The organism is Rhodococcus sp. WS3, assembly GCF_003797085.1.
GTDB lineage: Bacteria > Actinomycetota > Actinomycetes > Mycobacteriales > Mycobacteriaceae > Rhodococcus_F > Rhodococcus_F globerula.
The window spans coordinates 65,596-78,159 of record NZ_RKMA01000004.1 but is presented as its reverse complement, the minus strand read 5'-3'; the positions used below and the strand labels follow the sequence as shown (position 1 = coordinate 78,159).

Genomic DNA, 12,564 nt, shown 5'->3' with positions numbered 1-12,564 from the left:
ACCTATCTACAGGTATCTAGCTAATGGGCTAGATACCTGTAGATATTGATCACGCGATGTCTTCCTCGTCGCCTGCAGCCACCCTCTGCAAACCTCGGTAAGCGTCGTTGGCGCTTTGACGGCCGGCGATGACCGCCTCGACCTCCGCCGCGATCGGCATGTCCACGCCGTACTCGCGGGCCAGAGCCATGACCGTCGGAGCGGTTTTCACGCCCTCGGCAACTTGACCCAGCTTCTCGACGGCTTCCTCGACTGTCAGCCCCTGCGCCAGTGCTTCGCCCACCCGGCGGTTGCGGGAGGTGGGAGCCATGCAGGTGGCAATCAGATCGCCGACGCCGGTCAAGCCGGCAAAGGTTCGTGGATTGGCGCCCATCGCTTCGCCCATCCGGGTCATCTCCGCGAGCCCACGAGCCAACACCATGGCGCGGGTGTTGTCGCCGACGCCAAGACCGTCGGCCATTCCGGACGCAATCGCGACGATGTTCTTGAGGACGCCGCCGAGTTCACATCCCAGGACGTCGGTGTTGCGATAGACGCGGAACACCGACGACGCAAAGAGTGGCTGCAGTGCTGCGGCAACGCGGTCGTCCTGCGTCGCGACGACGGAGGCGGCGGCCATGCCGTCGACAATCTCCTTGGCGATGTTGGGTCCGGCGAGAAGCCCGACAGGGTGTCCGGGCAGGCACTCGGCGATCACCTCGGTGGGTCGCTGACGCGTACCGGGTTCGAGACCCTTCGCGAGCGACAGGATCGGTACCCACGCTCGAACCTCGTTGGAGATCTCGGCAAGTGTGGAACGAACGGCATGCGACGGAACGCCGCAGACCAGAACGTCGGCCTCGCGCGCTGCCTGAACCAGGTCGGATGTCGCTTTCAAGCCTTTCGGAAGCCTGCGTTCACCGAGGTACCTGCTGTTGGTGCGCTGGGAGTTGATCTCGTCAGCGGTGTCCGCACTGCGTGCCCACAACAAGGTGGGGGTGTTGCGGGCGGCCAGCCCGGCAACCGTGGTTCCCCAGGATCCTGCGCCGAGTACAACGACGCGTACCGGGCGGGCCATCAGAGTGCGCTCTCGGGCGTAGCGAGTGATGTCATGGTTCCAAGCGTTCCACTTGCGGAGCGGTTGCGGAGCAAATCAGCAGAGTCTGTGGCTCGGCTTACTTACGTCGTGCTCGGCGGCGCGGATGTGCGCATGGTTTCGACGGCGTCGGCGGACTCCGCGACTATCGACCGCATCGCGGCTTCGGCGGCGTCGGCGTCACCGGACTGGATTGCCGACGCGACCACTCCGTGCAGGTGAATGGCTTCCGGATCAGCTTCGTGGGGCATCAGGGCGTGGCGGGTTCGGCCCTCGAGGATCTCCACGACGATCTGTGACATCGCACGCAGCATCGGGTTTCCGGACGCTGCGAGCAGTGTGCGATGAAAGTCCGAATCATGCCCCAGATAGGCGTCGGTGTCTGCAGCCCGTGAGGTAGCTGACATTCCGATCACAGCCGCAGTGAGCGCGCCGCACTGCTGCGGGGTGGCCCGGGTCGCGGCCAAGCGAGCGGCCAGAGGTTCGATTCCCGAGCGTAGTTCGCTGAGGATCGACAGTTGCTCGAACCGGCCGGGGCCGGCCAATTGCCAGCGGATGACAGTGGGATCGAGCGCGTTCCAATGCTCCGATCCGAGGATCGTGATTCCGACGCGTCGACGCACCGATGCGAGGCCGAGTGATTCGAGTACTCGCACGACTTCCCGGATGACTGTGCGGGACACGTCGTAGCGGGTTGCGACTTCATCCGCGGAGATCGTGGTGCCCGGCGCGAGGGCACCACTGACGATGTCCTGACCCAGTTGTTCCAGCATCGAGTCATGCAGTTGCTGAAACGGGAGTGAGGCCATGCGTAGATCGTCCCATGTGTATGGATTAAGCCCGATGAAAGTCCGATAAATACTACAAATTAGTGTCTGGTCTTGAAATTGTAGGTTAATTGAGGAACAGTGACCTCCATCACTCGTTGGACTGGAGTCCCTATGAACACCACAGCACTGCTGGCAGCCGAGGTCGTCCCGGCTGGAAGCGATGCTCGACTGATCATCGCCGCCGTTGCGGGCGTCGCCGTGATCATCGCGCTCATTACCTGGCTCGATCTGCACCCCTTTCTTGCTCTGTCGATCGGAGCGGTAGGCGTCGGATTGGCTGCCGGACTCGGATCGGCTGAGTCCGTTGCGGCCTTCGCGACAGGGTTCGGCTCGACGATGGGCGGCGTCGGCATTCTCATCGGCTTCGGTGCCATGTTCGGCAAACTGCTGGCCGACTCCGGCGGTGCTGATCGAATAGTGGACACCCTCGTCAGTCGATCCAGTGACCGGGCGCTGCCGTGGACGATGGCTCTGGTTGGCGCCGTCATCGGTCTGCCGATGTTCTTCGAGATCGGCCTCGTCCTGTTGATGCCCGTCATCATTCTGGTGGCCAGGCGGTCCGGGCAGTCCTTGATTCGTATCGCGATTCCCACCCTCGCGGGTCTGTCTGCGATGCACGGTTTGGTTCCGCCGCACCCCGGACCGCTGGTCGCCGTTTCCGCGTTGAACGCCAACCTCGGTCTGACATTGGCGCTTGGTGTACTCGTTGCCATCCCGACGGTGATCCTGGCCGGCCCGGTCTTCGGCAAGATCGCGGCCCGCTGGGTAGATGTCAAAGTTCCCGATCTCTTTGTCACAGGCGAGGATCGGGGCGAAGAGGAGAAGGTGCAGCGCCCCAGTTTTGCGGCCACTCTTGCCTCGATCATGCTTCCCGTGGTGCTCATGCTCGGCAAAGCTCTGGCCGAGGTCATCGCCCCTGATTCCGAATCGCTCCCCAAATCGGTACTGGACTTCCTCGGAACCCCGGTTGTCGCTTTGGGACTCGCAGTTCTGGTCGGCATGGTGCTGCTCGGACGCGGCGGCGGAATGGATCGCAAGGCCATTTCGAAGTCACTCGAGAGTTCACTGCCGCCGATTGCCGGCATCCTGCTGATCGTCGGCGCCGGTGGTGGTTTCAAGCAGGTGCTTATCGACACCGGTATCGCTGACGTGATTGCCGACGCGATCAAGGGCAGCAGCTTGCCGGTGCTCTTCCTCGCGTGGCTGGTCGCTGTATTGATCCGCGTCGCAACAGGTTCGGCAACCGTGGCGACAGTCACGGCTTCCGGGATCCTGGCTCCTGTTGCCGCCGAGCTCTCTTCGACTCACGTTTCGTTGATGGTGCTGGCAATCGGCGCGGGTTCGCTCTTCCTTTCACACGTCAACGACGCAGGATTCTGGTTGGTCAAGGAATACCTCGGCGTCACCGTTGTGCAGAACCTCAAGACGTGGACGGTGATGGAGTGCATTATCTCGGTGTCCGGACTTGCCGGTGTCCTTGTCCTGAGCGCAATTATCTAGGGGATTGGCATGACTGAGAAAGCAGCACAGAAGAATCCCGTGCTTGTCGTGATGGGTGTATCGGGCTCCGGCAAATCGACTGTCGGCGGAATGATTGCCGGCGCGATGGGCTGGGATCTCCAAGAGGGCGACGATCTGCACCCGCAGGCCAACATCGAGAAGATGGCTACCGGGCATCCGTTGAACGACGACGACCGCTGGCCGTGGTTGGACAAGATCGCGCAGTGGATCACGCAACATACCGATGCAGGGCAGCCGGGCATCGTCACGTGCTCGGCACTCAAGCGCAGTTACCGCGACATACTGCGGGGTGAGAACGTCGTGTTCGTTCATCTTGCCGGTTCGCGCGATCAGATCGGCCAGCGGCTGACCGCGCGCCTCGACCACTACATGCCGCCGTCACTGCTGGACTCGCAGATCTCCACGCTCGAGCCGATCGACCCGGATGAACAGGCGATCATCATCGACGTCGGTGGTAGTCCAGTCGAGATAGTGGAGGAAATTCTGCGACGGCTCGAAGAGCTCGGATACTGAGTTCGGGCGCCAGCCTGTCCTGTCGAAATTGCGTCGGTTATCGTTCAGTCAAGGTATGTGTAACTCGGATACACAAAATGCCTTGACCTGGGAGGACGCTATGCGGACGCGAGATTCGACGGTATGGCACTGGAACGTGAGCCCGCGCGCACGGTTCATCTTTGCTGTGACCAGGACATTTGTGAAGCCCGCATTCACCTACTGGCCGACCAGTGACCGCGGGATCCGGCAACTCGAAAAGCTCGACGCGCTTGCCGACCGCCTGCCCAAGCCCAAGAATCTCGACATCGAACCGCTGACGATGGGTGGGGTTTCCTGTGAGAAGGTCACGCACCCGCGCCGCGCTTCGGGCGCGCTTGCGGGAGCCACCATTCTCTACTTCCACGGCGGTGGATTCATTTTCTGCGGACTTGCCACCCACCGAGCACTGTGTGGCCTCCTGTCCGCCAAAGCCGGCGTCCCGGTGATCTCCGTTCGGTACCGGCAGTTGCCCGAAGGGTCGATCGGCACGTCCGTGGTTGACGCCATGGCCGCGTACACGGCACTTCTCGAGACCGCGGAAGACCCGAACAAGATTGTGGTTGCCGGTGATTCGGCAGGCGGCTACCTGGCAATGAAGGTCGCCGAGATAGCAGCACTGCGCGGAATCACACGCCCGGCCGCCGTTGTCGGGTACTCGCCGCTCCTCAACGTAGACCTCGAAGAGCACGATCCTGATTTCATGAAACGCGATGCGTACCTGCCGATGTCGCAGGTCGAGAAACTCAAGGATCGATGGTTGAACGGACCGGACAACATTGTCGGCGAGCAGTCACCGATCAACGCCGATCCGAAGTTGCTTGCGCCCTCGTTTCTGGTGTGCGCTGAGTACGAACTGATGCGCCCGGACGTGGAAATAATGACCGAAAACTTCATCAAGGCAGAGCAAACCGTCGAAACCCACATCTGGAGTGGGCAGATCCATGCCTTCCCGGTGATCGGCAAGGCGCTGCGCGAAGGGCGCACGATCGTTGATCTGAGTGTCGCGTTCCTGGAACGTACCTTGGCGTCGAAGCGCAAGATCAGCGCCTGACTTTTCTCTATTGGTCGGCTTCTGCACGGGTAAGGAATGCCAGAACGGCCGAGACCCGGGCGTCGATCCTGTTTCGCTGAATCGCTTCCCAAACCTGGCTTAGGCATTTGCGTCAGGATTAGTGGACGGCCGGGGCCAAATTCGGATAGCAGTTCACGGCTGGGAGTTCGTTGTCATAAGCGACCACTGGACGGGAGAGTCGGTTCTCATCGCCAGGTGGGCGACTTATCGTGGCAGCACGTAAGTGTTCCGGTTGTCGGGTATCGGCGACGGATTTCGAGAGGGGTGTCACATCGTGAGTGCCGCACATGGCGTGGGCGCGAAGTGGCGGAGTCCGGATGCAACGGATTTGAACGGGACGCAGCGGAGGCTCAGGAAATGGCGATTTCCGCACCGAGATAACAGAATTCGTAGACGATCAGGAGATCATTCATGACAGTCCATCCAGAAGTTGCGGCAATGCTGGCCGCGCTGGAATCCGGATTCCCGGACGTGACGAAATTCCCGCCAGTAGAACTGCGTGAGCTGATTCGTAGTCGGCGTGCTCCGCTGCAGGGGCTACCGGGCATGCGCGATGTTCACGATCTCACGATCGACGGTCCGGGAGGAGATCTGTCGTTGAGGGTGTTCCGGCCGCACACAGATCATGATGATCTGCCGGTCGTGGTGTTCGCACACGGCGGAGGTTTCGTATTTTGCGATCTCGACAGTCACGACGAACTCTGTCGCTCGATGGCGGAAGGTGTTGGCGCTGTGGTGATTGCAGTTGACTACAGGCTTGCTCCTGAGCATCAGGCTCCGGCAGCGCATGATGATGTGTACGCAGCCTTGGAATGGGCGGCAAAAAATGCGGGTGACTACGGCGCAGATCCGTCGAACATCGTCCTCGCTGGGGACAGCGCCGGTGGAAATCTTGCAGCCACTGTATCCATTGCGGCGCGAGATCGAGGGGGCCCGGCAATTGCGGCGCAGGTTCTCCTGTACCCGGTGATAGACGACGATTTCGAGACGGAATCGTATCGGCTGTACGGCACCGGCTACTACAACACCACTTCGGCGATGAAGTGGTACTGGCAGCAATATGCACCCAACGGAACCGACGATCCTCGTGTGATTCCGACGCGGGCAGAAAGTCTTACCGGCCTACCGCCGGCTGTCATCATCACCGCCGAACTCGATCCGCCGTGCACGTCGGGTGACACATATGCGCAGATGTTGGAGGCGGCCGATGTGCCCGTCGTCCATCACCGGTTCGATGGACTGTTTCACGGTTTTCTGACATTCACCTCGCTCTCGTTCACGGAACCCGCTCGACGTGACATCTGGGCAATGGTTCGCGGAGTGCTCGAAAAGAGATAGGCGATCGCGCATGGGTGCAGGCCCGGCCCTCGAGGGGGCCGGGCCTGTGGCTAATCGCTCGCGAGAACGACGTCGTCGATCGAACAGAAGCTGTGGCAGATCCGATCGCGGACGATGACCTCGGTGCACTCCGGATCGAACCAACGGTCCACGACAGCCCAATGGATCGGATGATCGAGATACTGCCCGAGTAATGAAGCCTGGTCAGTGAATTCCTGCTCCCACACATGCGTCCATGGAGTCGGGCCAACGGCAGAACTGACACGGCTGAGTCGCCATGCACCGATGGACGAGATCAGCGCCGGCATCCGTAATAAATCGCGTTCGAAATGCTCGACCTTGCTTGCCTCGGTGCCGGGCACAACTCGCAGGAGCAATGTTCGGTAGACACTGTTACGGGTGTCGATCGCCGACCGTCCGGTCGATCCGGACGTGTACTCGACGCCGTGGAACCGCTCGATGGCCGGATGCTCGAAGCTGGCGTCGAGTGCGTCGCTCGCCAATTGCCACGACGTTGCGTCGGTGAACTGTAAGTGGACGATCAAATCTCCACCGTTGATCACTCCCGGCAGCGTTCTCGACACAACCAGGCGGATGGCACCCGCTGCTTCGGCCGCCACTGTCACAGAGGCCACGGCGTCGTCCCAGATCTCGTGCGATGGATTTTCGGCGGCGTGGACGATGCGTGTGACGCTATACATCGGAGAGTCCCTCGATATCGGCTGCGTCAGCGGCCATGGTGCGACTGCGCTTGATTGTCAGTGCAGAGTGCCGTTCCCACCACTGACTGGACTCCTGATCGGCTCGACCTTGGCGTGTCATATTCCACCAACCGGACGTGCCGTCCACTGTCCAGGTAATCGTCACGATGTTGGTTTCGTCCTCGATCCAGAGCGGGGGACTGACGAGAATATTTGTCAGTGTCATGCCGCGGCGCTGTGCGCGGGGTACGTACTGAGTTGTGTATGCATCGACGAACCTCTTCCCGCACCCCCGTTCTGTGTGGATTCGGTCTATCACGAATATCTTTTCGCCTGCCATATTTCTAGACTACTTCTGATCAAAACCCCTGCAGTAGTGCTTGTCTCGCATACCGGGAGACAAGTTTCCGATTGCTGGTGTACCGCAGGCCATCGATGCATTCTGTAGTAGATGTTTTGCGTGAGTTGATCTCTCGTATCAGTCTGTCGGCGGTAAGCCAGGACAGTGTCGTTTCCCGCCACGCGGGAGAGTGGCAACCAGTTCGGCCTCCATTGCATCATCCTGGTAAGCGGAACCTGTCGAGGGACCAAGCGAGCCTGAAGATATGAGATTCACGTTAACCACCTGCGCCCTCGAAACCTACGACTGAGAGAACCAAAATGACAAAGTCATTGACGGGCAAGACGGCGTTGGTCACCGGAAGTAGTCGCGGTATCGGACGTGCTATTGCTCGCCGACTTGCGGCCGAAGGTGCGACGGTGGTGGTCACCGCGCGATCGTCCGGCCCGACATCGTCGATTCGAGGCGGGGATAGCGTCGTAGTCGAAGGCTCTCTGGCCGAGACCATCGCGATGATCGAGGCGAATGGTGGTAGAGCGCTGGCTATTCCGGCCGATCTCGAAGATGTCGACGCGCGTGACACCCTGATCGACCGCGTTGTCGAGGCTACCGGTGGGATCGACATCCTGGTCAACAATGCGGGGTTTGCAGACTACTCGACCATCGACAAGATGTCGCTCGAGACGTTCGATCGAACCATGGAGCACTATATTCGCGCACCTTTTGTATTGGTGCACAATGCAATTCCACATATGCGTTCTCGTGGCGCGGGGTGGATCGTGAACATCGGATCGTCAACAGGGCTGAGTCCGATCAGGCCGTTCCGCGAGTACAACAAGACATCGGGTGACGTCATCTATGCGGCAGCCAAAGCTGCCCTGCATCGTTTGACTCAGGGCCTCGCAGCGGAACTACTCGACGACAACATCGCAGTCAACGCGGTTGGACCGTCGACAGCTATTTCGACGCCTGGCGCCGACGCACTGCTTCCAGCAGGCTACGAGACGGAACCAGTCGAATACCTCGTTGAGACAGTCCTCGCGATGTGCACGGTTCCTGCCGATGAACAGACGGGGCTCGTGGCGTTCAGCTTGCACTTTCCCTGGCACCAGGGCCTCGAGGTGAAGACGCTGAACGGTCAGGGCTCGATGCCGCGCCGGGAACCACCTGCATGGGCGAATCCCAACATCGCCCCGGCCGGTTTGTGAGCTCGGGCGGCGCACAGCAGCAGGGCATCCGCTGCTCAGATGGACACGGCGGAGTGCTCGCGTACGCCACGCGTTGTCGAAATGGCGGGACACTGCTCCGACCGCTCTCAGGCCTGCGGGTAGTCGACGTCCCGGCCGGTGCTCAGGTCTGAGCACTCCACGTGATCGGCGTGGTGCGCGCGCAGATACGCGTTGGCGCCGCTGTCGCCCGCCAGGGAAGCGATCAGGGCCGGCCAGTGATTGCGGCCGATGACAACGGGATGTCCTGGGGTGCCGTGAAATACAGCGCGTCGGAGGTCATCTGACTGAACTGTCGGGCCGATCACCCGGGTGATGGTCGTGGTGTCGAGGTCCGGTAGGTCGACAAGGGTGATGACGGCGGCCACTGCATCCAGGTTTTGTGCCGCCTCCAGGCCCGAGCGTAGTGATTCGCTCATGCCTTTCTGCCAGTCTGATTCCACCACAAGGGTATCCGTGAAATCAGGCAGCAGGAGTGCTGCGGCGTCGGCTGCTCGAGCTCCGAGCACCACGATGACCGGCGAGCAGCCCGCGTCGCGGAGAGTCGACACACCGCGGCGTAGCCATGATCGGCCGTCGGCGTCGAACTTCAACGCCTTGGGTGTACCCATGCGGGATCCTCCGCCTGCGGCCAAGAGGATCCCGCACGGTGTCATCGAACCTAAGCTTCGCTTACGCGAGGGCGCAGCCACTCGACAAGATCGTCCAGAACTTCTTCCTGCTCAGGCTCGTTGAAGATTTCGTGGTACAGGCCGTCGTAGACCTTCAGGGTCACATCAGGGGAGCCTGCGAGGTCAGCGACCAGCTTGCTTCCGGCCGGGTCGGTCAGTCTGTCGGCTGAACCATGCTGCAGTAGAACGGGAATGGTGAGCGACGGCAGACGGGCTGGGAATCCTTCTGCCGCCGTGATCATTCCGCGCGCAATGCCGGCCGGAACCTTGCCGTGATGGACCAGCGGATCTGCGTTGTACTTGTCGACAACCTTCTGATCGCGAGACACCGCCGCAGCTTCCAGGCTCTCGACCGGAACGTCCGGGAGGTACTTGCCGAGGAACTTGCCCAACTGCATGACGATCTTGGGTGTGCCGGTGGCGATGATCACGGCAGGTCCGGAGAGCGCCAATGCCTTGAGATCCGATTGATGATCCAGGGCGTAGGAGAGCGCGATCGCCCCGCCCATGCTGTGGCCGAGAAGGAACTTGTCCTTGCCGGGATAGGCGGCGGTGGCGATACCGAACAGGGTGTTGACGTCGTCGGTGAAGTCGGAGAACTCCTTGAGATGGACGCGTTTACCGCCGGAACGTCCGTGTCCACGATGATCAGGTGCGTACACGACCAGTCCGAGTTCGCCCAGTCTCGCGGCCACGTGGTCGTAGCGCCGAGCATGCTCCCCGAGTCCGTGGCACAGGACAAGGATGCCGGTGGGCTCACGGTCCGGCGTCCACACGTCGTAAACGATCTTGGTGCCGGACACTCCGGTGAACGACGACTCTTCACGCTGCATTGTTGTGCCCTCTCTCCCCACCGGTTCCGGTGCGCGGATTCTTCACATGTTATGCGCCGGGACCGGCAGATTGGGCGATACGGAACCCTAAGTCGTCGATTGCGAAGCTCGGGTGGCTACGACGCCGAACGCTTGCGCCACAACCGCGCGCCACCTCCGCCCAACTGCCACCGCGGAAGATGCGGTAAGTGCCGTATACCTCCGGGTCGTAGAGATCCCAGCACCATTCCCAGACGTTGCCGATCATGTCGTGAAGTCCCCACGCGTTCGGGGCCTTCGATCCGACAGGATGGCAAGTGTCACCGGAGTTTGCTTCGTACCAGGCGATTTCATCGATCGGGCCGTAGCGATACCCGGGAGTCCCGGCTTTGCAGGCGTACTGCCATTCCGCTTCGGTAGGGAGCCGGTAGCCATTCGATGTGCGATCCCACGTCGGAGATTCACTGTCGATGTCGTGATAGGCAGGGGTTAATCCGTCCTGCGCTGACAGGCTGTTGCACGCTGCGATCGCGTCGATCCAGGACACGTTGACCTTGGGATTCGCTGAATCGCGCATGGTCGTGACGTATCGAGCCATCCGGAAGGGAGCGATGTCGACGCTCCAATGGGTGGCCTTGCGGTCGTCACGCAGATCGACCACGCCGCCGGGTATGTCAACCATCAACTCCGACGCTGTACTCACGTAACTCCCTCTGTGCTCGAGTAATTGCATCCGTCGAAGGCGCCGGCGTCAATAGTTTTGCTCAGCGGAGGATCGGTAGGTATGGCGCCTCGATCCCGTGTTGCTCGAACGCAGTCAGGGCGGAGCGGGCAAATGCACGCTGGACTGCCCATTGCCGGCCTGGTTTGACCTGCGCGGTAACCCGGATGGTAATCGATTCTGCAGTAACGGAATTGACTCCCAGCATCTCCGGTTTTTCGATCATGTCCGATCGGATGGAGTCGGATTCAGCCGCCTCGAGAACGGCCCGCGTTGCGACTTCGCATGCCCGGTGCACGTTGGCGTTGTGAGCGATGGGGAGATCGAGTACAGCGGTCGCATAGCCCTGACTCATGTTTCCGACTCGGAGAATCTCGCCGTTACGGCAGTACCACAAGGTTCCGTTTGCATCTCGGACCGTGGTGACCCGCAGACCGACGGTCTCTACCGTGCCCACCGCATCACCCAGATCTACGACGTCACCGACGCCGTACTGATCCTCGAGCAGCATGAAGATTCCGGAGAGGAAGTCACGCACCAGATTCTGTGCGCCGAAACCGATGGCCAGGCCGATGACGCCGGCAGAGGCGATGAACGGTGCAACGTTGACACCCAGGATCCCGAGAATCTGCAGCACACACCAGACCAGGATGACAATGGAGACGGTCGATTTGAGGACGGAACCAATGGTGCGGGCACGCTGTGTCCTGCGTGCGTTCACCGAAGGCTTGCGCCCGTTCGACATTCGATCGATCACACGGTGCAGAGCGAATCGCAGAATTACCGCCAGCACCACATAGATCGCGATTTCGATGGGTCGGTGGATGAGCCAGTCTCGATTGGTATCGGTCAGTTGCCAGGCCTGCATTTCGGAAATCATCCCCACGCAGTCTACGGATTCTGCCCGATCGGGGCATCACTGCAGCGCATGGCTCACATCGGGAGGTGATGGCCTCTCTAACCGGTACGACTACGCTTTACGCATGGCTGCGTTCACTGGAATACCTGTTGCTGCACTCGACTTCTACGAGGATCTCGAAGCGGACAACAGCAAGGTGTGGTGGGCGGCCAACAAGGAGACGTACGACGAGATTGTTCGTCGACCGATGGCGGCGTTGGTCACGGAATTGGAAGACGAATTCGGCACAGCCAAACTGTTTCGGCCGTACCGTGATGTGCGTTTCTCGAAGGACAAGATTCCGTACAAGACGCACCAAGGTGCTTTTGTGGGCCTTGCGCAGAGTTGTGGCTACTACGTTCAGATCGATGCGGCCGGCCTGATGGTTGCCGGGGGCTTTTACGCCAGCACGTCCGAAACGATTGCGCGGTACCGAGCGGCGGTCGACGACGACGTCCGAGGTGCGGAACTCGAGAAGATTCTCGCAGGTGTGCGCAAGGCCGGATTCACGGTGGGTGGTGACACGCTCAAGACGGCGCCGCGCGGGTACACCGTTGATCATCCGCGCATCGAACTGTTGCGGCACAAGTCGTTGACGGCCGGCCGCAGCTATCCCAGTCCGTCGTGGTTGGACAGTCCTCGGACGCTGAAGGAAGTCCGCAAAGCGTGGCGCGCATTGACGCCGTTGGTCGAGTGGTCCGGGCAGGTGCTGGGGGCAAACTGAGATCAGTGGCCGGAACCGAACACTTCTGGGCCGGTCGCGACGATGCACGGTACGTACGCTATTAGGGCATCCTTATTCGCCCGCGAAGGGTGGATGATCAC

The 12,564-nt window shown here is 60.8% G+C and carries 14 protein-coding genes; 6 read left to right on the top strand and 8 right to left on the bottom strand.

All coding sequences use genetic code 11. The features are described from left to right. Positions 1-49 precede the first annotated feature (49 nt). Both EEB13_RS28090 and EEB13_RS28085 read right to left on the bottom strand, forming a co-directional pair. A complete protein-coding gene (locus EEB13_RS28090; RefSeq protein ID WP_092804301.1) occupies positions 50-1,057 on the bottom strand; it encodes an NAD(P)H-dependent glycerol-3-phosphate dehydrogenase in 1,008 nt (335 codons plus the stop codon). Positions 1,058-1,158: 101 nt separating this feature from the next. After that, positions 1,159-1,884 (bottom strand): FadR/GntR family transcriptional regulator, encoded by a 726-nt coding sequence (locus EEB13_RS28085; RefSeq protein WP_033233481.1) that lies wholly within the window; start codon positions 1,882-1,884, stop codon positions 1,159-1,161. Positions 1,885-2,016: 132 nt separating this feature from the next. Here EEB13_RS28085 and EEB13_RS28080 point away from each other — a divergent pair, with 132 nt between their 5' ends. The 4 genes from EEB13_RS28080 (at position 2,017) to EEB13_RS28065 (ending at position 6,370) form a co-directional block, all read left to right on the top strand. Then, positions 2,017-3,405, top strand: a complete 1,389-nt coding sequence (locus EEB13_RS28080; protein WP_033233479.1) for a GntP family permease — start codon at positions 2,017-2,019, stop codon at positions 3,403-3,405. Between the two features lie 9 nt (positions 3,406-3,414). Next, positions 3,415-3,939, top strand: coding sequence for a gluconokinase (locus EEB13_RS28075; RefSeq protein WP_033233474.1), 525 nt, complete (start codon positions 3,415-3,417; stop codon positions 3,937-3,939). A gap of 100 nt (positions 3,940-4,039) precedes the next feature. Further along, the gene (locus EEB13_RS28070; protein WP_141486771.1) at positions 4,040-5,011 is read left to right on the top strand and encodes an alpha/beta hydrolase; all 972 of its coding nucleotides are present in this window, start codon (positions 4,040-4,042) and stop codon (positions 5,009-5,011) included. Between the two features lie 432 nt (positions 5,012-5,443). Continuing rightward, positions 5,444-6,370, top strand: coding sequence for an alpha/beta hydrolase (locus EEB13_RS28065; RefSeq protein ID WP_141486770.1), 927 nt, complete (start codon positions 5,444-5,446; stop codon positions 6,368-6,370). A 50-nt stretch (positions 6,371-6,420) separates the two neighbouring features. On the opposite strand, the gene EEB13_RS28060 is transcribed toward EEB13_RS28065, so the two are convergent. Both EEB13_RS28060 and EEB13_RS28055 read right to left on the bottom strand, forming a co-directional pair. Further along, complete coding sequence (locus EEB13_RS28060; protein ID WP_141486769.1) at positions 6,421-7,071, bottom strand: Dabb family protein; 651 nt, start codon at positions 7,069-7,071, stop codon at positions 6,421-6,423. Further along, positions 7,064-7,297, bottom strand: a complete 234-nt coding sequence (locus EEB13_RS28055) for a hypothetical protein (RefSeq protein ID WP_315985040.1) — start codon at positions 7,295-7,297, stop codon at positions 7,064-7,066. Before EEB13_RS28055 ends, EEB13_RS28060 begins: the two co-directional genes overlap by 8 nt. Positions 7,298-7,731: 434 nt before the next feature. Here EEB13_RS28055 and EEB13_RS28050 point away from each other — a divergent pair, with 434 nt between their 5' ends. After that, a complete protein-coding gene (locus EEB13_RS28050) occupies positions 7,732-8,619 on the top strand; it encodes an SDR family NAD(P)-dependent oxidoreductase (RefSeq protein ID WP_141486767.1) in 888 nt (295 codons plus the stop codon). Positions 8,620-8,726: 107 nt separating this feature from the next. Here EEB13_RS28050 and EEB13_RS28045 read toward each other — a convergent pair whose 3' ends face one another. From EEB13_RS28045 to EEB13_RS28030, 4 genes are all read right to left on the bottom strand, one after another. Next, entirely contained in the window at positions 8,727-9,293 is a 567-nt protein-coding gene (locus EEB13_RS28045) for an NTP transferase domain-containing protein (RefSeq protein WP_141486766.1), read from the bottom strand. Between the two features lie 5 nt (positions 9,294-9,298). Beyond that, positions 9,299-10,141 carry an alpha/beta hydrolase gene (locus EEB13_RS28040; protein ID WP_141486765.1) on the bottom strand — a complete coding sequence of 281 codons (843 nt, stop codon included), beginning with the start codon at positions 10,139-10,141 and terminating at the stop codon, positions 9,299-9,301. Positions 10,142-10,190: 49 nt separating this feature from the next. Then, positions 10,191-10,802, bottom strand: a complete 612-nt coding sequence (locus EEB13_RS28035) for a formylglycine-generating enzyme family protein (protein ID WP_222839826.1) — start codon at positions 10,800-10,802, stop codon at positions 10,191-10,193. An 82-nt stretch (positions 10,803-10,884) separates the two neighbouring features. Then, positions 10,885-11,721 (bottom strand): mechanosensitive ion channel family protein, encoded by an 837-nt coding sequence (locus EEB13_RS28030; protein ID WP_033233458.1) that lies wholly within the window; start codon positions 11,719-11,721, stop codon positions 10,885-10,887. Positions 11,722-11,824: 103 nt separating this feature from the next. Here EEB13_RS28030 and EEB13_RS28025 point away from each other — a divergent pair, with 103 nt between their 5' ends. Beyond that, the gene (locus tag EEB13_RS28025; RefSeq protein ID WP_033233457.1) at positions 11,825-12,463 is read left to right on the top strand and encodes a DUF2461 domain-containing protein; all 639 of its coding nucleotides are present in this window, start codon (positions 11,825-11,827) and stop codon (positions 12,461-12,463) included. The last annotated feature ends 101 nt before the right edge of the window (positions 12,464-12,564 follow it).